This window comes from Streptomyces sp. CA-181903, assembly GCF_050937075.1.
Classification (GTDB): domain Bacteria; phylum Actinomycetota; class Actinomycetes; order Streptomycetales; family Streptomycetaceae; genus Streptomyces.
The window spans coordinates 1,760,440-1,782,721 of the sequence record NZ_JBNJLY010000001.1 but is presented as its reverse complement, the minus strand read 5'-3'; the positions used below and the strand labels follow the sequence as shown (position 1 = coordinate 1,782,721).

Annotated in this window: 21 protein-coding genes; 13 read left to right on the top strand and 8 right to left on the bottom strand. The window is 70.5% G+C overall.

Going from position 1 to position 22,282, the window contains the following annotated elements; genetic code table 11:
* The first annotated feature begins 32 nt into the window (after positions 1–32).
* The 5 genes from ACQEVS_RS07755 to pgi all read left to right on the top strand — a co-directional run bounded on the left by ACQEVS_RS07755 (position 33) and on the right by pgi (position 4,742).
* Positions 33–1,244 carry a phosphoglycerate kinase gene (locus ACQEVS_RS07755; protein ID WP_433017060.1) on the top strand — a complete coding sequence of 404 codons (1,212 nt, stop codon included), beginning with the start codon at positions 33–35 and terminating at the stop codon, positions 1,242–1,244.
* 6 nt (positions 1,245–1,250) lie between these two features.
* On the top strand, positions 1,251–2,027 hold the full coding sequence (gene tpiA, locus ACQEVS_RS07750; protein ID WP_433017057.1) for a triose-phosphate isomerase: 777 nt from the start codon (positions 1,251–1,253) through the stop codon (positions 2,025–2,027).
* A gap of 132 nt (positions 2,028–2,159) precedes the next feature.
* Complete coding sequence (gene secG, locus ACQEVS_RS07745; RefSeq protein WP_185943722.1) at positions 2,160–2,390, top strand: preprotein translocase subunit SecG; 231 nt, start codon at positions 2,160–2,162, stop codon at positions 2,388–2,390.
* 158 nt (positions 2,391–2,548) lie between these two features.
* Positions 2,549–2,884, top strand: a complete 336-nt coding sequence (locus tag ACQEVS_RS07740; protein WP_003957010.1) for an RNA polymerase-binding protein RbpA — start codon at positions 2,549–2,551, stop codon at positions 2,882–2,884.
* Positions 2,885–3,089: 205 nt separating this feature from the next.
* Entirely contained in the window at positions 3,090–4,742 is a 1,653-nt protein-coding gene (pgi, locus tag ACQEVS_RS07735; RefSeq protein ID WP_433017053.1) for a glucose-6-phosphate isomerase, read from the top strand.
* Between the two features lie 173 nt (positions 4,743–4,915).
* Here the strand turns inward: pgi and pgl are convergent, their stop codons facing one another.
* Genes pgl through tkt form a run of 5 tightly spaced genes read right to left on the bottom strand, consistent with a single transcriptional unit; the run spans position 4,916 to position 11,527 of the window.
* On the bottom strand, positions 4,916–5,698 hold the full coding sequence (pgl, locus tag ACQEVS_RS07730; RefSeq protein ID WP_398273914.1) for a 6-phosphogluconolactonase: 783 nt from the start codon (positions 5,696–5,698) through the stop codon (positions 4,916–4,918).
* The gene (opcA, locus tag ACQEVS_RS07725) at positions 5,695–6,771 is read right to left on the bottom strand and encodes a glucose-6-phosphate dehydrogenase assembly protein OpcA (RefSeq protein ID WP_433017048.1); all 1,077 of its coding nucleotides are present in this window, start codon (positions 6,769–6,771) and stop codon (positions 5,695–5,697) included. Before opcA ends, pgl begins: the two co-directional genes overlap by 4 nt.
* Positions 6,768–8,291: a glucose-6-phosphate dehydrogenase gene (gene zwf / locus ACQEVS_RS07720; protein ID WP_433017045.1), complete on the bottom strand. Its 1,524-nt coding sequence runs from the start codon at positions 8,289–8,291 to the stop codon at positions 6,768–6,770. The genes opcA and zwf overlap by 4 nt, the downstream gene beginning before the upstream one ends.
* Before the next feature lies 1 nt (position 8,292).
* On the bottom strand, positions 8,293–9,408 hold the full coding sequence (tal, locus tag ACQEVS_RS07715; RefSeq protein WP_433017042.1) for a transaldolase: 1,116 nt from the start codon (positions 9,406–9,408) through the stop codon (positions 8,293–8,295).
* 37 nt (positions 9,409–9,445) lie between these two features.
* Positions 9,446–11,527 carry a transketolase gene (gene tkt, locus ACQEVS_RS07710; protein ID WP_433017039.1) on the bottom strand — a complete coding sequence of 694 codons (2,082 nt, stop codon included), beginning with the start codon at positions 11,525–11,527 and terminating at the stop codon, positions 9,446–9,448.
* A 450-nt stretch (positions 11,528–11,977) separates the two neighbouring features.
* Between tkt and ACQEVS_RS07705 the strand changes: the two genes are divergently transcribed.
* Both ACQEVS_RS07705 and ACQEVS_RS07700 read left to right on the top strand, forming a co-directional pair.
* Positions 11,978–12,922: a heme o synthase gene (locus tag ACQEVS_RS07705; RefSeq protein WP_433017036.1), complete on the top strand. Its 945-nt coding sequence runs from the start codon at positions 11,978–11,980 to the stop codon at positions 12,920–12,922.
* A 110-nt stretch (positions 12,923–13,032) separates the two neighbouring features.
* Positions 13,033–13,398 carry a hypothetical protein gene (locus tag ACQEVS_RS07700; protein WP_433017033.1) on the top strand — a complete coding sequence of 122 codons (366 nt, stop codon included), beginning with the start codon at positions 13,033–13,035 and terminating at the stop codon, positions 13,396–13,398.
* Between the two features lie 74 nt (positions 13,399–13,472).
* Here the strand turns inward: ACQEVS_RS07700 and ACQEVS_RS07695 are convergent, their stop codons facing one another.
* The 3 genes from ACQEVS_RS07695 to ACQEVS_RS07685 all read right to left on the bottom strand — a co-directional run bounded on the left by ACQEVS_RS07695 (position 13,473) and on the right by ACQEVS_RS07685 (position 16,292).
* Positions 13,473–14,459, bottom strand: a complete 987-nt coding sequence (locus ACQEVS_RS07695; protein WP_433017030.1) for a COX15/CtaA family protein — start codon at positions 14,457–14,459, stop codon at positions 13,473–13,475.
* Positions 14,460–14,566: 107 nt separating this feature from the next.
* A complete protein-coding gene (locus ACQEVS_RS07690; RefSeq protein WP_433017027.1) occupies positions 14,567–15,283 on the bottom strand; it encodes an ABC transporter permease in 717 nt (238 codons plus the stop codon).
* 49 nt (positions 15,284–15,332) lie between these two features.
* Positions 15,333–16,292: an ABC transporter ATP-binding protein gene (locus ACQEVS_RS07685; RefSeq protein ID WP_433017024.1), complete on the bottom strand. Its 960-nt coding sequence runs from the start codon at positions 16,290–16,292 to the stop codon at positions 15,333–15,335.
* Positions 16,293–16,441: 149 nt separating this feature from the next.
* Here ACQEVS_RS07685 and ACQEVS_RS07680 point away from each other — a divergent pair, with 149 nt between their 5' ends.
* From ACQEVS_RS07680 to ACQEVS_RS07655, 6 genes are read left to right on the top strand one after another with little or no spacing between them, the layout of a single operon-like run.
* On the top strand, positions 16,442–17,272 hold the full coding sequence (locus ACQEVS_RS07680) for a helix-turn-helix transcriptional regulator (protein WP_433017021.1): 831 nt from the start codon (positions 16,442–16,444) through the stop codon (positions 17,270–17,272).
* Entirely contained in the window at positions 17,269–18,690 is a 1,422-nt protein-coding gene (gene sufB, locus ACQEVS_RS07675; RefSeq protein ID WP_223767754.1) for a Fe-S cluster assembly protein SufB, read from the top strand. The genes ACQEVS_RS07680 and sufB overlap by 4 nt, the downstream gene beginning before the upstream one ends.
* Before the next feature lie 59 nt (positions 18,691–18,749).
* Complete coding sequence (gene sufD, locus ACQEVS_RS07670) at positions 18,750–19,931, top strand: Fe-S cluster assembly protein SufD (protein WP_433017017.1); 1,182 nt, start codon at positions 18,750–18,752, stop codon at positions 19,929–19,931.
* Positions 19,928–20,257: a non-heme iron oxygenase ferredoxin subunit gene (locus tag ACQEVS_RS07665; RefSeq protein WP_004951646.1), complete on the top strand. Its 330-nt coding sequence runs from the start codon at positions 19,928–19,930 to the stop codon at positions 20,255–20,257. Before sufD ends, ACQEVS_RS07665 begins: the two co-directional genes overlap by 4 nt.
* Before the next feature lie 7 nt (positions 20,258–20,264).
* A complete protein-coding gene (gene sufC / locus ACQEVS_RS07660; RefSeq protein WP_433017013.1) occupies positions 20,265–21,029 on the top strand; it encodes a Fe-S cluster assembly ATPase SufC in 765 nt (254 codons plus the stop codon).
* On the top strand, positions 21,026–22,282 hold the full coding sequence (locus tag ACQEVS_RS07655) for a cysteine desulfurase (RefSeq protein ID WP_433017010.1): 1,257 nt from the start codon (positions 21,026–21,028) through the stop codon (positions 22,280–22,282). The genes sufC and ACQEVS_RS07655 overlap by 4 nt, the downstream gene beginning before the upstream one ends.

The following is a 22,282-nucleotide window of genomic DNA, read 5'->3' as shown; positions in this document are numbered from 1 at the left end:
ATGACCCTTACGGACGTCACCGGAGTCACGGCATGAAGACGATCGACGAACTCATCGAGAGCGGCGTCGAGGGCAAGCGGATCTTCGTCCGCGCCGACCTCAACGTGCCCTTGGAGGGCACCACCATCACGGACGACGGCCGCATCCGCGCCGTCGCACCGACGATCGCCAAGCTCGCCGAGGCGGGCGCCAAGGTGATCGTCGCCTCCCACCTGGGACGTCCGAAGGGCGCCCCGGACCCCGCGTTCTCGCTGGCCCCCGTCGCCGTGCGGCTCGGTGAGATCCTGGGCAAGGACGTCTCGTTCGCCACCGACACGGTCGGGGACAGCGCGAAGGCCACCGTCGCCGCTCTCGGCGACGGCGAGGTCACGCTGCTGGAGAACCTCCGTTTCAACGCGGGCGAGACCAGCAAGGACGACGCCGAGCGCGGCGCGTTCGCCGACGCCCTCGCGTCGCTCGCCGACCTCTACGTCGGCGACGGCTTCGGCGCCGTGCACCGCAAGCACGCCTCGGTCTTCGACCTCCCGGCGCGCCTGCCGCACGCCGCGGGCGACCTGATCGCCACCGAGGTCGGCGTCCTGAAGAAGCTGACCGAGGACGTCAAGCGGCCGTACGTCGTGATCCTCGGCGGCGCCAAGGTCTCCGACAAGCTCGGGGTCATCGACCACCTGCTGGAGAAGGCCGACCGCATCCTCGTGGGCGGCGGCATGGCGTACACCTTCCTCAAGGCCAAGGGCCACGAGGTCGGCATCTCGCTGCTCCAGGAGGACCAGATCCCGGCCTGCCTGGAGTACCTGGCCCGGGCCGAGAAGCGCGGCGTCGAGTTCGTCCTCCCGGTGGACGTCCTGGTCTCCGCGGACTTCCCGGACCTCAAGGGCAAGACCCCGGCCAACCCGGACCTCGTCGCCTCGGACGCCATCCCGGCGGACAAGGAGGGCCTGGACATCGGCCCGAAGACCCGGGAGCTGTACGCCTCGAAGCTCGCCGACGCCGGCACCGTCTTCTGGAACGGCCCGATGGGCGTCTTCGAGCACCCCGACTACGCGAACGGCACCAAGGCCGTCGCGCAGGGCCTGCTGGACTCGCCGGGCTTCACCGTCGTCGGCGGGGGCGACTCGGCCGCGGCCGTGCGCATCCTGGGCTTCGACGAGAACGCTTTCGGCCACATCTCGACCGGCGGCGGCGCCAGCCTCGAATACCTCGAGGGCAAGACGCTCCCCGGCCTCGCCGCACTGGAGGACTGACAGATCGTGAGTGCACGTACCCCGCTGATGGCGGGCAACTGGAAGATGAACCTCAACCACCTTGAGGCCATCAGCCACGTCCAGAAGCTGGCCTTCTCTCTCGCGGAGAAGGACTTCGAGTCGGTCGAGATCGTCGTGCTGCCGCCGTTCACCGACCTGCGTTCGGTGCAGACGCTGGTCGACGGCGACAAACTGAAGATCAAGTTCGGTGCCCAGGACATCTCGGCGCACGACTCCGGCGCGTACACCGGGGAGATCTCCGGCGCGATGCTCGCCAAGTTCCGCTGCTCCTACGTGGCCGTGGGCCACTCCGAGCGCCGCCAGTACCACGGCGAGACGGACGAGCTCTGCAACGCCAAGGTCAAGGCCGCCCTCAAGAACGGCGTGAGCCCGATCCTCTGCGTCGGCGAGGGCCTGGACGTCCGCAAGGCCGGCAATCAGGTCGCGTACACCCTCGCGCAGCTCGACGGCGGCCTGAAGGACGTCCCGGCCGAGCAGGCGGAGAACATCGTCATCGCCTACGAGCCCGTCTGGGCCATCGGCACCGGCGAGGTCGCCACGCCCGAGGACGCGCAGGAGGTCTGCGGTGCGATCCGCGGGCGCCTCGCGGAGCTCTACTCCCAGGAGCTGGCGGACAAGGTCCGGATCCAGTACGGCGGCTCGGTGAAGTCCGGCAACGTCGCCGCGATCATGGCGCAGCCCGACGTGGACGGCGCCCTGGTCGGCGGCGCCGCGCTGGACGCCGACGAGTTCGTCAAGATCGTCCGCTTCCGCGACCAGTAGCGGTATCCCGACGGGCCCCGCCCGTCGTACCCTGTCGGGGCCGGGACCGGCGCAAACGCGCCGCCCGGCCCCGCAGCGTCATCGTCCAGTGTCCGTCCGTGACAGTCCGAGAGAGTTGGTCCAGCCGTGGTCATGGGGTTCTCGATCGCCCTCATCGTCTTCAGCCTGCTGATGATGATGCTGGTGCTCATGCACAAGGGGAAGGGCGGCGGCCTGTCCGACATGTTCGGCGGCGGCATGCAGTCCTCGGTCGGCGGTTCCTCGGTCGCCGAGCGCAACCTCGACCGCATCACCATCGTCGTGGGCCTGCTGTGGTTCGCCTGCATCGTGGTGCTCGGGCTGCTGATGAAGTTCAAGAGCTGACGCTCCGTCGCACCCTCGGCCTATGATGGTGACCGCGTCTTCACGGCCGGTCGGTAACTCCTGCCGCTGGACGCGCGTTGGGCCTTACGTAGACTGGGGCGCCCGCGGCGGAGCGGACTGTCACGCTCCGCGGCACCATCACGCAGGGAGTTACGACCGTGGCAAGTGGCAACGCGATCCGAGGAAGCCGGGTCGGGGCGGGGCCGATGGGGGAGGCGGAGCGCGGCGAATCGGCACCGCGGCTGCGCATCTCCTTCTGGTGCTCCAACGGGCACGAAACGCAGCCCAGCTTCGCCAGCGACGCGCAGGTGCCGGACACCTGGGACTGCCCGCGCTGCGGCTTCCCGGCCGGCCAGGACCGGGACAACCCCCCGGACCCGCCGCGCACCGAGCCCTACAAGACGCACCTCGCGTACGTCCGGGAGCGGCGCAGCGACGCGGACGGCGAGGCCATCCTCGCCGAGGCACTGGCGAAGCTGCGCGGGGAGATCTGAGCACCGCCCGCGGCGCATGAGCCGTATGAAGAGGACGACCGGCCCGGCCGGGAGGCATCCGCCTTCCGGCCGGGCCGGTCGCGTTCTCCGGGCGAACCGTTTCGTCCCCCTTGCGGGTGATGCCGCGCGCCGGAATGGATGTTCCATCAACTAGGTTGGTGGGAGGCGAGAGAGCTACGAGAAGAACGAAGGACTGATGTCCGGAATGAACGCTGAAGCCCGTCACAGGCTCGACCGCACGCCCGAGTGGAACGCGCTGGCCAAGCACCGGGAAGAGCTCGGGGAGGTGCACCTGCGCGAGCTGTTCGCGGACGACCCGCGGCGGGCCGAGAGGTACGCGCTGACCGTCGGCGACCTCTACGTCGACTACTCGAAGCACCTGGTCACCGACGACACCCTGCGGCTGCTGCGCGAGCTCGCGAAGGCGACGGGCGTGGCGGAGCTGCGGGACGCGATGTTCCGGGGCGAGAAGATCAACACGACCGAGGGCCGCGCGGTGCTGCACACCGCCCTGCGGGCACCGGAGTCGGCCGTCGTCGAGGTGGACGGGGAGAACGTCGTCCCCGCCGTGCACGCGGTGCTGCGCAAGATGCGGGACTTCGCCGGCCGGATCCGCTCGGGGGAGTGGAAGGGCCACACAGGCAAGCGCATCCGCAACGTCGTCAACATCGGTATCGGCGGGTCGGACCTCGGACCGGCGATGGCCTACGAGGTGCTGCGCCCCTACGCCGACCGCGACCTGACGCTCCGCTTCGTCTCCAACGTGGACGGCGCGGACCTGCACGAGGCCGTGCGCGACCTGGACCCGGCCGAGACGCTGTTCATCGTCGCGTCGAAGACCTTCACCACCATCGAGACCGTCACCAACGCCACCTCCGCGCGGAAGTGGCTGCTGACGGGTCTCGGGGCGGGCGAGGACGCCGTGGCCAAGCACTTCGTGGCGCTGTCCACCAACGCCGAGAAGGTCGCCGACTTCGGCATCGACACCGCCAACATGTTCGAGTTCTGGGACTGGGTCGGCGGCCGGTACTCCTACGACTCGGCCATCGGGCTCTCCCTGATGATCGCCATCGGCCCGGACCGCTTCCAGGAGATGCTGGACGGCTTCCACCTCGTCGACGAGCACTTCCGCACCGCGGCGCCCGAGGAGAACGTGCCGCTGCTGCTGGGGCTGCTGGGGATCTGGTACGGGAACTTCCACGACGCGCAGTCGCACGCGGTGCTGCCCTACAGCCACTACCTGTCGAAGTTCACCGCCTACCTCCAGCAGTTGGACATGGAGTCCAACGGCAAGTCGGTGGACCGGGAGGGGCGGCGTGTCGAGTGGCAGACCGGGCCGGTGGTGTGGGGGACTCCCGGCACCAACGGGCAGCATGCCTACTACCAGTTGATCCACCAGGGGACCAAGCTCATTCCCGCCGACCTGATCGGCTTCGCCCGTCCCGTGGACGAGCTGTCGCCTTCGCTCGCGGCGCAGCACGACCTGCTGATGGCCAACCTGTTCGCCCAGGGGCAGGCGCTCGCCTTCGGCAAGACGGCGGAGGAGGTGGCGGCGGAGGGGGTTCCGGCGGAGCTCGTGCCGCACAAGACGTTTCGGGGGAACCGTCCTACGACGACGATTCTCGCTGACGCGTTGACGCCGTCCGTGCTGGGGCAGTTGATCGCCTTGTACGAGCACAAGGTGTTCGTGCAGGGGGCTGTGTGGAACATCGACTCCTTTGATCAGTGGGGAGTCGAGCTTGGGAAGGTGCTGGCGAAGCGGGTTGAGCCCGCTCTGAGTGAGGGGGCCGAGGTGGAGGGGCTGGACGCGTCCACCGCCGCGCTCGTCGCCCGGTACCGGGCGGTTCGGGGGCGCTGAGGGTGCGCTGACGCGCTGGGGGTGCCCCGGTCCCGCCCCTTCGCCGGTTCCTGGGGCGCTGCCCCAGACCCCGAAACCGCGCTCCGCGCGGTTGTCCTCAAACGCCGGACGGGCTGACAAGTCAGCCCGTCCGGCGTTTGAGGACCTCGCGGCGGAGCCGCGATTCCCGCCCGTCAGGGCGAAGACGGCGGATACAGATCCCTCGGCAGCTGCGAAGCCGCCGGCTGATCGAGCAGCCACAGCGTGCGGCTGCGGCCGTACGCCCCGGCGGCCGGAGCCTGGACCTCACCCGCCCCGCTCAGCGCCAGCGCCACCGCGTTGGCCTTGTCCTCGCCCGCCGCCAGCAGCCACACCTCCCGCGCCGCGCGGATCGCCGGCAGCGTCAGGGAGATGCGGGTCGGCGGGGGCTTGGGGGCGCCGTGGACGCCGATGACCGTGCGGTCGGTCTCCCGGACGCCCGGCAGCTCGGGGAAGAGCGACGCGATGTGGGTGTCCGGGCCGACGCCCAGCAGGAGGACGTCGAAGGAGGGCACGGGTCCGTGGTCCTCCGGGCGGGCGGCGGCGGCCAGTTCGGCCGCGTACGCCTCGGCCGCCGCGTCGGCGTCGTCGTACCGCCCGTCGGCCGCGGGCATGGCGTGCACCCGGGCCGGATCCAGGTCCACGGCGTCCAGCAGGGCGTCGCGGGCCTGGGTGACGTTGCGCTCGGCGTCGCCGTCGGGCAGGTAGCGTTCGTCGCCCCACCACAGGTCGAGGCGCGACCAGTCGACCGCGTCCCGGGCGGGCGAGGCGGCGAGGGCCGCGAGCAGCCCGTTGCCGTTGCGCCCGCCCGTGAGGACGACGGAGGCCGTGCCGCGCGCGGCCTGGGCGTCCACGATCTTCGTGATCAGCCGGGCCGCGGCGGCCCGCGCCATCAGCTCCTTGTCCCGGTGGACGACGATCTGCGGCGCGGTGCTCACTTGTCCGCCGCCTTCTTGGACGCGGCCTTCTTCGGGGCGGGCTTGCTCTCCGAAGGCTCCGAGCGCTCGGAAGCGGATTCCGAGGTCTTCGCCGCCTCCGGGGACCTCGGCGGCGCGCCCGCCGCCGGTGCCACCGCCGGGCCGCCCGCCTCCGCCAGCCGCTCCACGCCGTACTTCAGCGCGGACTCGTAGATGGTGTCCGGGTCGAGCCGGCGCAGCTCCTCGGCGAGCAGTTCGGCGGTCTCCCGCCGCTTGAGCGCCACGGCGCGGTCCGGCTGGCCCTTCATGCTGAGCTTGGCCAGCGAGCCGTCGGGACGGTCCAGGGTGATGGTGCCGTCCTTGGTCTCCAGACGGACGGCGGTGAGACCGGGGCCGTCGGAGACGGTGCGGCGGGCCGGGACGCCGAGGCGGTCCGCGAGCCACATGGCCAGCAGCTCGCCGCTGGGGTTGTAGCCCTCGCCCTCGACCTCGGCGCCGGTGACCTCGACGGCCTGCTGGTCCAGGGCCGCCGCGATCATCGAGCGCCAGGGGGTGATCCGGCTCCAGGCCAGGTCGGTGTCGCCGGGCGCGTAGTTCGCGGCGCGGGCCGCGAGCTCCGAGACCGGGTCCTCGGCCGCGTAGGTGTCGGTGACCCGGCGCTGGGCGAGGACGCCCAGCGGGTCCTTGGCCGGGTGCAGCGGCGAGTTGACCGGCCACCAGACGACGACGGGCGCGTCCGGCAGCAGCAGCGGCAGGACCACCGACTGGGCGTGGTCTATGACCTCGCCGTAGAGGCGGAGGACGACCGTCTCGCCGGTGCCGGCGCTGGTGCCGACGCGGACCTCGGCGTCCAGCCGGGCCTGCGCGCGGTCGCGCGGGGAGCGGCTGACGCGCTTGATGACGACGAGCTTGCGCGACGGGTGCTCGCGGGACGCCTCGTTGGCGGCCTTGAGCGCGTCGTAGGCGTGCTCCTCGTCGGTGACGATGACCAGCGTGAGGACCATGCCGATGGCGGGGGTGCCGATGGCGCGGCGCCCCTGGACCAGAGCATTGTTGATCTTGCTGGCCGTGGTGTCCGTGAGATCGATCTTCATGGCCGACGCCAGCTCCGTCCGTCTCGTGCGAGCATCTCGTCCGCCTCGACCGGCCCCCAGGTGCCGGCCGGGTACCGCGCGGGCGTGCCGTGCTTGTCCCAGTACTCCTCGATCGGGTCGAGGATCTGCCAGGAGAGCTCGACCTCCCGCAGGCGCGGGAACAGGTTGGCGTCGCCGAGCAGCACGTCGAGGATGAGCCGCTCGTACGCCTCCGGGCTGGACTCGGTGAACGACTCGCCGTAGGCGAAGTCCATCGAGACGTCCCGGACCTCCATCGAGGTGCCCGGCACCTTCGAGCCGAACCGCAGGGTGACGCCCTCGTCCGGCTGCACCCGGATGACCAGGGCGTTCTGCCCCAGCTCCTCGGTGGCGGTGTCGTCGAAGGGGGAGTGCGGGGCGCGCTGGAAGACGACCGCGATCTCGGTGACGCGGCGGCCGAGCCGCTTGCCGGTGCGCAGGTAGAAGGGGACGCCCGCCCAGCGGCGGTTGTCGATCTCCAGCTTGATCGCGGCGTAGGTGTCGGTCTTCGAGTGCGGGTCGATGCCCTCTTCCTCGCAGTACCCGACGACCTTCTGGCCGCCCTGCCAGCCGGCCGCGTACTGGCCGCGGACGGTCTCCTTGCCCAGGTCCTTCGGCAGTCGGACGGCGCCCAGCACCTTGGTCTTCTCGGCGACCAGGGCGTCCGCGTCGAAGGAGGCGGGCTCCTCCATGGCGGTCAGCGCCAGCAGCTGGAGCAGGTGGTTCTGGATGACGTCGCGCGCGGCGCCGATGCCGTCGTAGTAGCCGGCCCGGCCGCCGATGCCGATGTCCTCGGCCATGGTGATCTGCACGTGGTCCACGTAGGACCGGTTCCAGATCGGCTCGAAGAGGGTGTTGGCGAAGCGGAGCGCCAGGATGTTCTGGACGGTCTCCTTGCCCAGGTAGTGGTCGATCCGGAAGACCTCGTTGGGCGGGAAGACGTCGTGGACGATGCTGTTGAGCTCCTGCGCGCTCTTCAGGTCGTGGCCGAACGGCTTCTCGATGACCGCGCGCCGCCAGGACTTCTCCGTCTGCTCGGCCAGGCCGTGCTTCTTGAGCTGCTGGACGACGGTGGGGAAGAACTTCGGCGGGACGGACAGGTAGAAGGCGAAGTTGCCGCCCGTGCCCTGCGCCTTGTCGAGCTCCTCGATGGTCGACTTGAGGGTCTCGAAGGCGTTGTCGTCGTCGAAGTCGCCCTGGACGAAGCGGCAGCCCTGCACCAGCTGCTGCCACACCTCCTCGCGGAACGGCGTGCGCGCGTGCTCCTTGACGGCGTCGTGCACGATCTGCGCGAAGTCCTCGTTCTCCCAGTCGCGGCGGGCGAAGCCGATGAGGGAGAAGCCCGGCGGCAGCAGGCCGCGGTTGGCGAGGTCGTAGACGGCCGGCATCAGCTTTTTACGGGACAAATCGCCCGTGACGCCAAAGATGACCAGGCCGGACGGCCCCGCGATACGCGGGAGCCGCCGGTCCTGTGCGTCACGCAGCGGGTTGCTGCGGGTCAATTCACGCCTCCGGTGCGAGGCGCTTGAGCTCCGCCTCCGTGGACTTCAGCAGGTCGTTCCAGGACGCCTCGAACTTCTCGACGCCTTCCTCCTCCAGCAGCTGGACGACCTCGTCGTACGAGATCCCCAGCTTCGCCAGCGCGTCGAGCTCGGCCTTGGCCTGCTCGTACGTGCCGCGGACCGTGTCGCCCTTGACGTCGCCGTGGTCGGCGGCGGCCTCCAGGGTGCCCTCCGGCATGGTGTTCACCGTGTTCGGGGCGACCAGGTCGTCCACGTACAGGGTGTCCTTGTACGCCGGGTCCTTGACGCCGGTCGACGCCCACAGCGGACGCTGCTTGTTGGCGCCGGCCTTCTCCAGGGCCAGCCAGCGGTCCGAGGAGAAGACCTCCTCGTACGCCTGGTAGGCGAGGCGGGCGTTGGCCAGCGCGGCCTTGCCGCGGAGCGCCTTGGCCTCCTCGGTGCCCAGCGCGTCCAGGCGCTTGTCGATCTCGGTGTCCACACGGGACACGAAGAAGGACGCCACCGAGTGGATCAGCGACAGGTCCAGGCCGGCCGCCTTGGCCTTCTCCAGACCGGTCAGGTAGGCGTCCATGACCGCGCGGTAGCGCTCCAGCGAGAAGATCAGCGTGACGTTGACGCTGATGCCCAGGCCGAGGGTCTCGGAGATGGCCGGCAGGCCCGCCATGGTGGCCGGGATCTTGATCAGGGTGTTGGGGCGGTCGACCAGCCACGCGAGCTGCTTGGCCTCGGCCACGGTGGCGTGGGTGTCGTGCGCCAGCCGCGGGTCCACCTCGATGGACACCCGGCCGTCCTGGCCGTCCGTGGCGTCGAAGACCGGCCGCAGGATGTCGGCGGCGTCACGCACGTCCGCCGTCGTGATCATGCGGATGGCCTCCTCGACGGTGACCTTGCGGACCGCGAGGTCGGACAGCTGCTGCTCGTAGCCGTCGCCGCTGGAGATCGCCTTCTGGAAGATCGACGGGTTGGTGGTGACACCGACCACGTGACTGTCGTCGATCAGCTCGCGCAGATTGCCGGACGTGATGCGCTTGCGGGACAGGTCGTCCAGCCAGATCGCGACGCCCTCCTCGGAGAGGCGCTTGAGTGCGTCTGTCATGGGTTCTACATCTCCTACTGGATCGTGTGCTTGCGCGTCAGCGGCGGCCGGCGTCGGCCAGCGACTCGCGGGCGGCCTCGACGACGGCTTCCGAGGTCAGGCCGAACTCCTGGAACAGCACCTGGTAGTCGGCGGACGCGCCGAAGTGCTCCAGCGAGACGATCCGGCCGGCCTCGCCGACGTAGCGGTGCCAGGTCAGGCCGATGCCCGCCTCGACGGCCACGCGGGCCTTGACGTCCGGCAGCAGCACGCCGTCGCGGTACGCCTGGTCCTGCTCCTCGAACCACTCCACCGAAGGCATCGAGACCACGCGGGTCGGGACCCCCTCGGCCTGCAGGGTGTCGCGGGCCTCGACGGCCATCTGGACCTCGGAGCCGGTGGCGATCAGGATCACCTGCGGCCGGCCGCCCTCGGCCTCGAACAGCACGTAGCCGCCCTTGGCCGCGCCCTCGTTGGCCTCGTAGGTCGGGACGTTCTGGCGGGTGAGGGCCAGACCGTGCGGCGCGGGGTTGGTGGCGTGGCGCTTCATGATCTCGCGCCAGGCGATGGCCGTCTCGTTGGCGTCGGCCGGGCGGACCATGTTCAGGCCCGGGATGGCGCGCAGCGCGGACATGTGCTCGACCGGCTGGTGCGTCGGGCCGTCCTCGCCGAGGCCGATGGAGTCGTGCGTCCACACGTAGGTGACCGGCAGCTTCATCAGCGCGGCGAGCCGGACGGCGGGGCGCATGTAGTCGGAGAACACCAGGAAGGTGCCGCCGTAGACGCGGGTGTTGCCGTGCAGCGCGATGCCGTTCATGGTCGAACCCATGGCGTGCTCGCGGATGCCGAAGTGGATCGTGCGGCCGTACGGGTTCGCCTCGGGGAGCGGGTTGCCCTCCGGGAGGAACGACGACGACGCGTCGATCGTGGTGTTGTTCGAGCCGGCGAGGTCGGCGGAGCCGCCCCACAGCTCGGGGATGACGCCGCCGAGGGCCTTGAGGACCTCGCCGGACGCCTTGCGGGTCGCGACGGACTTGCCGGCCGGGAAGACCGGGAGGACCTTCTCCCAGCCGTCGGGCAGCTCGCCCGCGTTGATCCGGTCGAAGTCGGCCGCCCGCTCCGGGTTGGCCTCGCGCCACTTGGCGAGCTTCTTCTCCCAGGTGGCGTGGGCCTCACGGCCGCGGTCGACGACCTTGCGGACGTGCGCGAACACGTCCTCGTCGACCTGGAAGGTCTGCTTCGGGTCGAAGCCGAGGACCTCCTTGGTGGCGGCCACCTCGGCGTCGCCGAGCGCCGAGCCGTGGGCGGCCTCGGTGTTCTGCGCGTTCGGGGCCGGCCAGGCGATGATCGTGCGGGCCGCGATCAGCGAGGGACGCTCGGTCTCCTCCTGCGCCGCCTTCAGCGCCGCGTACAGCGCCTGGACGTCGAAGTCGCCGTTGGGCGCCTGCTCGATGCGCTGGACGTGCCAGCCGTACGCCTCGTACCGCTTGAGGACGTCCTCGGAGAGGGCCGTCGCGGTGTCACCCTCGATCGAGATGTGGTTGTCGTCGTAAAGGGCGACGATGTTGCCGAGCTTCTGGTGGCCGGCCAGCGAGGACGCCTCCGCGGAGATGCCCTCCTCCAGGTCGCCGTCGGAGACGATCGCCCAGATGGTGTGGTCGAAGGGCGACTCGCCCTTCGGGGCCTCGGGGTCGAACAGGCCGCGCTCGTAGCGGGCGGCCATGGCCATGCCCACCGCGTTGGCGATGCCCTGGCCCAGCGGGCCGGTGGTGGTCTCCACGCCGCGGGTGTGGCCGTGCTCCGGGTGGCCCGGGGTCTTGCTGCCCCAGGTGCGGAAGGCCTTGAGGTCCGACAGCTCCAGGCCGTAGCCGGCCATGAAGAGCTGGACGTAGAGGGTCAGGCTGGTGTGACCGGGCGAGAGGACGAAACGGTCGCGGCCCGTCCAGTCGGCGTCGCTGGGGTCGTGCCGCATCAGCTTCTGGAAGAGCAGGTACGCGGCGGGGGCCAGGCTCATGGCCGTACCGGGATGGCCGTTGCCGACCTTCTGCACGGAATCCATGGCCAGGACACGGGCTGTGTCGACGGCCCGCCGGTCCAGTTCGGTCCACTCGAGGTCTGTGGTGGTCGGCTTGGTGCTCACCCTAGGTCAGGGCTCCTCTCCACATGGTTTCACTTGCCGGGGGCGGTATGTTCCGCCACGACGCGGCGTTCCCGAGCCTACCCCCGTGGGGACCGGCGTCCTTTCCGCGTGCTCCCGGCGGACGGTCGGCAGCTCTCCGGCTGCCCGCCACACGCCTCGGGCAACCGGACCGGGCTGGTAAAGATTCCCGTCCGGCGGGTGTCCGTCATGTGTCCAGCGTGCGGTGCGGCGCCGGAGCGCGCCTCTCGGAGCGCGCTCACGGGGCGTCCGTCCGGAGTGCGCCGGGGGCCGCCGGAACCCGCTTTCGCCCGGATTCCCCGGGGACCAACACGACCCACCCCGGCGGAGGCCGTGCCATGCCCTGCGTCTAGAGTGGCTTGGTACGCGCAAGCCTTACCCGGCAGAACGGGCCGGATGTGCTTGCTGGCCTTATCTCTGTCAGGGGTGTGCGTGACGGCCGTCGAATCCCGTCCTGCGGGGGTACTCGTCGAGAGCCCCGGTCATCACCGGCCGTTCGGGGCCCGTGTCAAGGCTTTCGTGGCGCTGACGAAGCCGCGCGTCATCGAGCTGCTGCTGATGACGACGGTCCCGGTGATGTTCCTCGCCGCCAAGGGCGTCCCGGACATGTGGCTGGTGCTGGCCACCTGCCTCGGCGGCTACCTCTCCGCCGGCGGCGCGGGCGCGTTCAACATGTACTACGACCGCGACATCGACGCCATGATGGACCGGACGTCCCAGCGCCCGCTGGTCACCGGCATGGTCTCGCCGCGCGAGTGCCTGGTCTTCGCCGCGGCGCTCACCGTCGGCTCGACCGTCTGGTTCTGGTTCCTGGTCAACCCCCTGTCGGCGATGCTCTCGCTCGGCGCCTCCCTCTTCTACACCGTCGTCTACACGATGATCCTCAAGCGCCGTACCGCGCAGAACATCGTGTGGGGCGGCATCGCGGGCTGCCTGCCGGTCATCATCGGCTGGTCCGCGGTGAAGAACGAGGTCTCCTGGGCCTCCCTGATCCTCTTCCTCGTCATCTTCTTCTGGACGCCGCCGCACTACTGGCCGCTGTCGATGAAGGTGAAGGACGACTACGAGCGCGCCGGCGTCCCCATGCTGCCGGTCGTCGCGGGCAACAAGGCCGTCGCGCGGCAGATCGTCCTCTACAGCTGGGTGATGGTCGGCGTCTCGCTGCTGCTGACGCCGCTCGGGTACACCGGCTGGTTCTACACGGTCGTGGCCGTGGCCTGCGGCGGTTTCTGGCTCAAGGAGGCGCACGCCCTCCAGGCCCGCGCCAAGGCCGGGGTCACCGGGGCGAAGCTGAAGGAGATGCGCCTCTTCCACTGGTCCATCACCTACGTCTCGCTCCTCTTCACCGCGGTCGCGATCGACCCGTTCCTGCGGTAGTCCGGCAGTCGTTCGGAAAAAAGGGTGTGCTCCGCACGGGCGGCGCGGGTGGTCAAAGCCACCCGCGCCGCCCGTCGCCATTCCGGCTACCCGTCGGTAGCATCCTGGTCATGGCAGACACCAAGCAGGCCGGCGACACGGAGGCCGGGAACGCCCCGCTGGACGCCAGGGCACAGCGGCGGGCGGCCCGGCTGGCCAAGGAGATCGGCGACTTCGCACGGACCCACGGCGGCGGCGCGGAGGGGCAGCTCGCCCACATAGGACGGGGCAGGACCCGGATCGCCCTGGTGGGCGCGAACGGGGAGTGGGGGAACCTGGTGGCCCCTTCCTACGCGATGGCCGAGAAAGCGGTCGAGCTGGCCGGGCTGACCGTCCACGAGGACTTCGACGGCGAGATGGCCGCGAAGGTGCGGACGGGTCCGTACGAGTGGTCGCGGATGGCCGGGATGCAGGTGGGCGGGCCGTCCAACGGCTGAGGCCACAGCAGGGGAAACGCCGGAGGGGCGGACACGGGATCGTGTCCGCCCCTCCGGCGTCGTCGTGCGGTCCGTCAGCGCTCCGCGCCGGCCAGGGCCGCGGGCTCGGGCTCCGCGGCGGGGGAGGGGAGCGTCACCAGCTCGCCGCGGTCGCGCAGCGAGAGGAAGGCCCGCAGGGTGGCGATCCAGACCAGGCAGGACCCGAACATGTGCGCCCCGACGATGATCTCGGGCGAGTCGTTGAAGTACTGCACGTAGCCGACGACGCCCTGGAGCAGCAGGACGGCGAACAGCTCCACCACCCGGCGGCGCGGCCCGCCCGGCGCCTTCACGGCCCGCAGCGCGAACCACAGCGCCACGGTCAGGCCGAGCACGATGAACACCAGGTCCACGTGGAGCTGGGTGATCTCGCGGAAGTTCAGCGGGATGCGGTGGACGTCCTTGGAGGCGTCGCCCGCGTGCTGCCCGGAGCCGGTGACCACGGTGCCCGCCATGATCAGCAGGACGGTCGAGACGACCAGCACCCAGCTCAGCTGGCGGACCGGCCGGGCCACCAGGTCGCGCGGCGCGTCGTCGCCCTCACCGGACCGCTGCCACATGATCACGGCCACGGTGAGCAGGGCCGTCGCGGCGAGGAAGTGGGCGGCGACGATATACGGGTTGAGGCCGGTGAGGACCGTGATGCCGCCGATGATGCCGTTGCTCGCGACGATCCAGAACTGGGCCCAGCCGAGCCGCGTCAGGTCCCGGCGGCGCGGGGCCCGGGCGCGGGCCGCGATGATCGCGATGCCGACGACCACGCAGAGCACGTAGGTCAGCATGCGGTTGGTGAACTCGATGACGCCGTTGATGCCCATCGCGGGGGTCGGCGTCAGGCTGTCCTCGGTGCAGGTCGGCCACGTCGGGCAGCCCAGACCGGACTGTGTGAGCCGGACCGCGCCACCCGTCACCACGATGATCACGGCCATGACGACGCAGGCGAACGAGGCCCGCCGGACGAAGCGCGCGGACGGCTGCCAGCGGTCGGCGATGGCCTGCAGGGGATTCAGCGAATTCGGCACGGCCTCATCGTAAGGGCCCGCTTGTGCATGGATTCACGAGGGGTGGGGCGGGGCGTGAAAGCCGAGGTGAGCGCCGTGCCGGCGGGCGCTCACGCCCGGCGCACGGGTTACTCCCAGCGGAAGAAGCGGCCCGCCGCGCCCAGGCCCAGCACCGCCCACACGGCGAGGATGCCGAGGTCCCGCCAGGGCATTCCGGCGCCGTCCCGCAGCACGTCCCGGAGGCTGTCGGAGAGGGCCGAGATCGGCAGCAGCTCCAGCGTCGCCCGCGCGGCGTCCGGGAACCGGTCCAGCGGCACGATCACGCCGCCGCCGACCAGCAGCAGCAGGAACACCAGGTTCGCCGCCGCCAGCGTCGCCTCCGCCTTCAGCGTGCCCGCCATCAGCAGGCCCAGGCCCGAGAACGCGGCCGTGCCCAGGACGAGCAGCAGGAGCACGGCGAACGGGTTGCCGTGCGGCGACCAGCCGAGCGCGAACGCGATCACCGTCAGCAGGACGACCTGGAGCACCTCGGTGACCAGCACCGACGCCGTCTTCGCGGCCATCAGCGCCCAGCGCGGCAGGGGGGACGCGCCGAGCCGCTTGAGCACGCCGTAGCGTCGGTCGAAGCCGGTGGCGATGGCCTGCCCGGTGAAGGCCGTGGACATCACGGCCAGCGCGAGGATGCCGGGGGTGAGGAAGTCGACGGCCTTGCCGTCGCCGGTGTCGATGATGTCGACGGTGCTGAAGAGGGCCAGCAGCAGCGTCGGGATGACGACCGTCAGCAGCAGCTGTTCGCCGTTGCGCAGCAGCATCCGGGTCTCCAGCGCGGCCTGCGCCCGGATCATCCGGGAAAGGGGGGCGGCGCCGGGGCGGGGGTGAAGGTGCCCGGTGTGGTCATGCGCGCAGTTCCTTACCGGTGAGTTCCAGGAAGACGTCCTCCAGCGTGTGCCGCTCGACCGCTATCCGGTCCGGCATCACGCCGTGCTGCGCGCACCAGGTGGTGACCGTGGCGAGCAGCTGCGGGTCGACGGAGCCGGTGACCCGGTACGAGCCGGGGGTCAGCTCCATGGCCGCGCAGTCGGCGGGGAGGGCCTTGAGGAGGGAGGCGACGTCCAGGCCGGCCCGGCCGGTGAAGCGGAGGGTGTTCTCCGCGCCGCCCTTGCAGAGCTCCTCGGGGCTGCCCTGGGCGATGACCCGGCCGGCGTCGATGATCGCGACGTCGTCGGCCAGCTCCTCCGCCTCCTCCATGTGGTGGGTGGTGAGCACGACGCTGACGCCGTCCTCGCGCAGCTCCCGGACCAGGTCCCAGGTCGCGCGGCGCGCCTGGGGGTCGAGGCCCGCCGTCGGCTCGTCCAGGAAGACCAGCTCGGGGCGGCCGACGACGGCCATGGCCAGGGAGAGGCGCTGCTGCTGGCCGCCGGAGAGCCGGCGGTAGGTGGTGCGTCCGCAGGTGTCCAGGCCGAGGCGTTCGATCAGCATGCCGACGTCCAGCGGGTGGGCGTACAGCGCGGCCATGTGCCGCAGCATCTCGTCGGCGCGGGCGCCGGAGTAGATCCCGCCGCTCTGCAGCATCACGCCGACGCGCGGGCGCAGGGCGGCGGCGTCGGCCACCGGGTCGAGGCCGAGCACGCGGACGGTGCCGGCGTCGGGGCGGCGGTAGCCCTCGCAGGTTTCGATGGTGGTGGTCTTGCCGGCCCCGTTGGGGCCGAGGACGGCGGTGAGGGTGCCGGCCGCGACGGACAGGTCGAGACCGTCCACCGCGGTCTTCCGCCCGTACCGCTTGACGAGGCCGTGGACCTCGACGGCCGGCACGCGGCCGGGGGTCCGGGGGTCGCCCGGGGTGGCGCTGCGCATGGCAAGGAAGTCTACGAACCCCGCGGCCCTCCGGATCCCGCCGGGGGCCTGATCGCCGTGCCGGTTAGGTGACCCTTAGTGATCGAGACCACCGGCGGGCGGCCCGCCGAGGCTTGTCCCGGCTCAGGTAATTACGCAACAATGGTGTTGTGAAATACGCGGGCGAGGCACCGGAAGGTCCCGCGGCCGGGACGGCCGCCGGGTCGGGCCCCCGCGTACCCGCTTCCGGCATGGGCCCGGCGTCCCCGGTCCCCGCGGCCCGCGAGGAGCAGCGCGTCCACGACGAGCAGCGCGGCACCCGCGCGCGCGTGGCCCGCTCCATCCTCGACCACGGCCCGTCCACCGCCGCCGAGCTGGCCCTGCGCCTGGAGCTCACCCAGGCGGCGGTCCGCCGCCATCTGGACGTGCTGGCCGCCGAGGGCATGGTCGAGCCCCGCGAGAAGCGGGTCTACGGCACCCGCACCCGCGGCCGGCCCGCCAAGGTCTTCGCCCTGACCGACTGCGGCCGTGACGCCTTCGACCAGGCGTACGACAAGCTCGCCACCGACGCCCTGCGCTGGATCGCCCAGGCCGCGGGCGGCGGCGAGATGGGCGAGGCCGCCGTCGCCGCGTTCGCCCGGGCCCGGATGGCCGCCCAGGCCGAGGGCTACCGGGCCGCCCTGGAGGCCGTGCCCCCCGAGGAGCGGGCCCGCGTGCTGGCCAGGGCATTGACCGAGGACGGGTACGCTGCTACGGCGCGCACAGCGCCGGTCGGCGAACAGCTCTGCCAGCACCACTGCCCGGTCGCCCATGTCGCCGAGCAGTTCCCGCAGCTGTGCGAGGCGGAGACCGAGGTCTTCTCCCGCCTGCTCGGGACGCATGTGCAACGTCTTGCCACCATCGCCCACGGCGACGGGGTGTGCACGACGTTCATCCCCAAGACAGCGTCCACCAAGACGACCACCGCATCCACCAGCACGGCCGGGAGGAACCCCGCATGACTCTCCCCACGGAGACTGCCCACCCTGAGCTCGAGGGCCTGGGCACGTACGAATACGGCTGGGCCGACTCCGACGCGGCCGGCGCCGCGGCCAAGCGCGGCCTCTCCGAGGAGGTCGTCCGCGACATCTCGGCCAAGAAGTCCGAGCCGGAGTGGATGCTCAAGCTGCGTCTGAAGGGCCTGCGGCTCTTCGACAAGAAGCCCATGCCGACCTGGGGCTCCGACCTCACGGGCATCGACTTCGACAACATCAAGTACTTCGTCCGCTCCACGGAGAAGCAGGCCGCCTCCTGGGAGGACCTGCCCGAGGACATCAAGAACACCTACGACAAGCTGGGCATCCCCGAGGCCGAGAAGCAGCGCCTCGTCGCCGGTGTCGCCGCCCAGTACGAGTCCGAGGTCGTCTACCACCAGATCCGCGAGGACCTGGAGGAGCAGGGCGTCATCTTCCTGGACACCGACACCGCCCTGAAGGAGCACCCCGAGCTCTTCCAGGAGTACTTCGGCACGGTCATCCCGGTCGGCGACAACAAGTTCGCCTCGCTGAACTCCGCCGTGTGGTCCGGCGGCTCCTTCATCTACGTCCCGCCGGGCGTCCACGTCGACATCCCGCTCCAGGCCTACTTCCGTATCAACACGGAGAACATGGGCCAGTTCGAGCGGACGCTGATCATCGTCGACGAGAACGCCTACGTGCACTACGTCGAGGGCTGCACCGCCCCGATCTACTCCTCCGACTCGCTGCACAGCGCCGTCGTGGAGATCATCGTCAAGAAGGGCGGCCGCTGCCGCTACACGACCATCCAGAACTGGTCGAACAACGTCTACAACCTGGTCACCAAGCGCGCCGTGGCGTACGAGGGCGCGACCATGGAGTGGGTCGACGGCAACATCGGCTCCAAGGTGACGATGAAGTACCCCGCCGTCTACCTGATGGGCGAGCACGCCAAGGGCGAGACGCTGTCCATCGCCTTCTCCGGCGAGGGCCAGCACCAGGACGCCGGCGCCAAGATGGTCCACATGGCGCCCAACACCTCCTCCAACATCGTCTCCAAGTCGGTGGCGCGGGGCGGCGGCCGCACCTCGTACCGCGGTCTGATCGAGATCGGCGAGGGCGCCCACGGCTCCAAGTCCAACGTGCTGTGCGACGCGCTGCTGGTGGACACCATCTCCCGTTCGGACACGTACCCCTACGTGGACGTCCGCGAGGACGACGTGTCCATGGGCCACGAGGCGACCGTCTCCAAGGTCAGCGACGACCAGCTCTTCTACCTGATGAGCCGCGGTCTGTCGGAGGACGAGGCCATGGCGATGATCGTGCGCGGCTTCGTCGAGCCGATCGCCCGCGAGCTGCCGATGGAGTACGCGCTGGAGCTCAACCGGCTGATCGAGCTGCAGATGGAAGGCTCGGTCGGCTGACGCCCGCCGCCTTCGACCGCAGCGACCCTTTTTGACAGGAAGAGAGCACCACGACAGCCATGGCTGACAACACTCCCGCCGGCAGCACCACCGACGGCGCCATCCAGGTGGGCGGGGCCAAGCAGCCCATCGACGCGCGGGTCAGCGCCCCCGCCTCGTACGACGTCGCCGACTTCCCCGTGCCGCACGGCCGCGAGGAGGAATGGCGGTTCACCCCGCTGGAGCGCCTCCGCGGTCTGCACGACGGCACGGCGGTGGCGGACGGCGCCGGCGTCAAGGTCGAGGTGACGGCCCCCGAGGGCGTCACCGTGGAGACCGTCGGCCGGGACGACGCCCGGCTCGGCAAGGCCGGCAAGCCCGTCGACCGGGTGGCCGCCCAGGCGTACAGCTCCTTCGAGAAGGCGTCCGTCGTCTCGATCCCCAAGAACACCGTGCTCACCGAGCCCGTCCGGATCGCCGTGCACGGCGAGGGCGGGGTGGCCTTCGGCCACCAGGTCGTCGAGATCGGCGCCTTCTCCGAGGCCGTCGTCATCATCGACCACACCGGTGACGCCACCCTGGCCGCCAACGTCGAGTACCTGCTCGGCGACGGCGCCAAGCTCACCGTCGTCTCCGTCCAGGACTGGGACGACTCGGCCGTCCACGCCGCGCAGCACACCGCGCTCGTCGGCCGCGACGCCCGCTTCAAGTCCGTGATCGTCACCTTCGGCGGCGACCTGGTCCGGCTGCACCCGCGCGTCGTCTACGGCGCCCCCGGCGGCGAGGCCGAGCTCTACGGCCTGTACTTCACCGACAACGGCCAGCACCAGGAGCACCGCCTCTTCGTCGACCACGACACGCCGCACTGCCGCAGCAACGTGGTCTTCAAGGGCGCCCTCCAGGGCAAGGACGCGCACGCCGTCTGGATCGGCGACGTCCTCATCCGCGCCGAGGCCGAGGGCACCGACACCTACGAGCTCAACCGCAACCTCGTCCTCACCGACGGCGCCCGCGTCGACTCGGTCCCCAACCTGGAGATCGAGACCGGTGAGATCGTCGGCGCCGGCCACGCCTCGGCGACCGGCCGCTTCGACGACGAGCAGCTGTTCTACCTGATGGCCCGCGGTATCCCCGCCGACGAGGCCCGCCGGCTGGTCGTCCGCGGCTTCTTCGCCGAGCTCGTCCAGCAGATCGGCGTCCCCGAGCTGGAGGAGCGCCTCATCGCCAAGATCGAGGCCGAGCTGGAGGCGTCCGTCGCATGACCTACGTACGCGTGGCCGCGCTCGGTGAGCTGGAGGAGGACACGCCCAAGCGGGTGGAGGTCGACGGCACCCCCGTGTCGATCGTCCGCACCGAGGGCGAGGTCTTCGCCATCCACGACATCTGCTCGCACGCCAACGTCTCGCTCTCCGAGGGCGAGGTGGAGGACTGCGCCATCGAATGCTGGCTGCACGGCTCCACCTTCGACCTGCGCACCGGAAAGCCCTCGGGTCTCCCGGCCACCCGACCGGTCCCCGTTTACCCCGTCAAGATCGAAGGAGACGGCCCAGACGCGTCTGTGCTCGTTTCCATCACCCAGGAGTCCTGAGTTCCCCATGGCAACGCTTGAGATCCACGACCTGCACGTCTCCGTCGACGCCGAAGGCGGCCCCCGGGAGATCCTGCGTGGCGTCGACCTGACCGTGAAGCAGGGCGAGACCCACGCCATCATGGGCCCGAACGGCTCCGGCAAGTCCACCCTGGCCTACTCGCTGGCCGGCCACCCCAAGTACACGATCACCGGCGGCACCGTCACCCTCGACGGCGAGAACGTCCTGGAGATGTCCGTCGACGAGCGCGCCCGCGCCGGCGTCTTCCTCGCCATGCAGTACCCGGTCGAGGTGCCCGGCGTCTCGGTGTCCAACTTCCTCCGCACCTCCGCCACCGCGATCCGCGGCGAGGCCCCCAAGCTGCGCACCTGGGTCAAGGAGGTCAAGGAGTCCATGGCGCGCCTGCACATGGACCCCGCCTTCGCCGAGCGCAACGTCAACGAGGGCTTCTCCGGCGGTGAGAAGAAGCGGCACGAGATCCTCCAGCTGGAGCTCCTCAAGCCGAAGATCGCGATTCTGGACGAGACCGACTCGGGCCTGGACGTCGACGCCCTGCGCATCGTCTCCGAGGGCGTCAACCGGGTCCGAGAGACCGGTGAGGTGGGCACCCTGCTGATCACGCACTACACCCGCATCCTGCGCTACATCAAGCCCGACTTCGTGCACGTGTTCGCGAACGGCCGCGTCGCCGAGTCCGGCGGCGCCGAGCTCGCGGACAAGCTGGAGGAAGAGGGCTACGAGGCGTACACGACGGGAGGCGTCACCGCGTGACACAGATTCCGGGGCTCCTCGACACCGAGGCGATCCGCAAGGACTTCCCCATCCTCGACCGCGTCCTGCACGACGGCAAGAAGCTCGTCTACCTGGACAACGCGGCGACGTCCCAGAAGCCGCGCCAGGTACTCGACGCCATCAACGAGTACTACGAGCAGCACAACGCCAATGTGCACCGCGGCGTCCACGTCCTCGCCGAGGAGGCCACCGCGCTGTACGAGGGCGCGCGCGACAAGATCGCCGCGTTCGTCAACGCGCCCAGCCGCGACGAGGTCATATTCACCAAGAACGCCTCGGAGTCGCTCAACCTGGTGGCGAACATGCTCGGTTGGGCCGACGAGCCCTACCGGGTGGACCACGACACCGAGATCGTCATCACGGAGATGGAGCACCACTCCAACATCGTCCCGTGGCAGCTGCTCGCGCAGCGCACCGGCGCGAAGCTGAAGTGGTTCGGCCTGACCGACGACGGCCGGCTCGACCTGTCCAACATCGAGCAGGTCATCACCGAGAAGACCAAGGTCGTCTCGTTCGTGCTGGTCTCCAACATCCTGGGCACGGTCAACCCGGTCGAGGCGATCGTCCGGCGCGCCCAGGAGGTCGGCGCGCTGGTCGTCGTCGACGCCTCGCAGGCCGCGCCGCACATGCCGCTGGACGTCCAGGCGCTCCAGGCCGACTTCGTGGCCTTCACCGGCCACAAGATGTGCGGCCCGGACGGCATCGGCGTGCTGTGGGGACGCCAGGAGCTGCTGGAGGACCTGCCGCCGTTCCTCGGCGGCGGCGAGATGATCGAGACCGTCTCGATGCACTCGTCCACCTACGCCCCGGCGCCGCACAAGTTCGAGGCCGGTACGCCCCCGATCGCCCAGGCCATCGGCCTCGGCGCGGCCGTGGACTACCTGTCGGCGATCGGCATGGACAAGATCGCGCGGCATGAGCACGCGATCACCGAGTACGCGATCCGGCGGCTCCAGGAGGTCCCCGACCTCCGGCTGATCGGCCCCACCACGGCCGAGGACCGCGGCGCCGCGATCTCCTTCACGCTCGGGGACATCCACCCGCACGACGTGGGCCAGGTCCTCGACGAGCAGGGCATCGCCGTCCGGGTCGGCCACCACTGCGCACGGCCCGTCTGCCTGCGGTACGGAATTCCGGCGACCACGCGGGCGTCGTTCTACCTGTACTCCACCCCCGGCGAGGTCGACGCGCTGGTCGAGGGGCTGGAGCACGTCCGGAACTTCTTCGGCTGA

Bases quoted from the DNA above. Each gene is read 5' to 3' on its own strand.
- ACQEVS_RS07755 (WP_433017060.1), top strand. From the start codon at position 33: ATGAAGACGATCGACGAACTCATCGAGAGCGGCGTCGAGGGCAAGCGG.
- sufD (WP_433017017.1), top strand. From the start codon at position 18,750: ATGGCTGACAACACTCCCGCCGGCAGCACCACCGACGGCGCCATCCAG.
- ACQEVS_RS07665 (WP_004951646.1), top strand. From the start codon at position 19,928: ATGACCTACGTACGCGTGGCCGCGCTCGGTGAGCTGGAGGAGGACACG.
- ACQEVS_RS07700 (WP_433017033.1), top strand. From the start codon at position 13,033: ATGGCAGACACCAAGCAGGCCGGCGACACGGAGGCCGGGAACGCCCCG.
- sufC (WP_433017013.1), top strand. From the start codon at position 20,265: ATGGCAACGCTTGAGATCCACGACCTGCACGTCTCCGTCGACGCCGAA.
- ACQEVS_RS07685 (WP_433017024.1), bottom strand. From the start codon at position 16,292: ATGCGCAGCGCCACCCCGGGCGACCCCCGGACCCCCGGCCGCGTGCCG.
- ACQEVS_RS07690 (WP_433017027.1), bottom strand. From the start codon at position 15,283: ATGATCCGGGCGCAGGCCGCGCTGGAGACCCGGATGCTGCTGCGCAAC.
- opcA (WP_433017048.1), bottom strand. From the start codon at position 6,771: ATGAAGATCGATCTCACGGACACCACGGCCAGCAAGATCAACAATGCT.
- secG (WP_185943722.1), top strand. From the start codon at position 2,160: ATGGGGTTCTCGATCGCCCTCATCGTCTTCAGCCTGCTGATGATGATG.
- tal (WP_433017042.1), bottom strand. From the start codon at position 9,408: ATGACAGACGCACTCAAGCGCCTCTCCGAGGAGGGCGTCGCGATCTGG.
- pgi (WP_433017053.1), top strand. From the start codon at position 3,090: ATGAACGCTGAAGCCCGTCACAGGCTCGACCGCACGCCCGAGTGGAAC.
- sufB (WP_223767754.1), top strand. From the start codon at position 17,269: ATGACTCTCCCCACGGAGACTGCCCACCCTGAGCTCGAGGGCCTGGGC.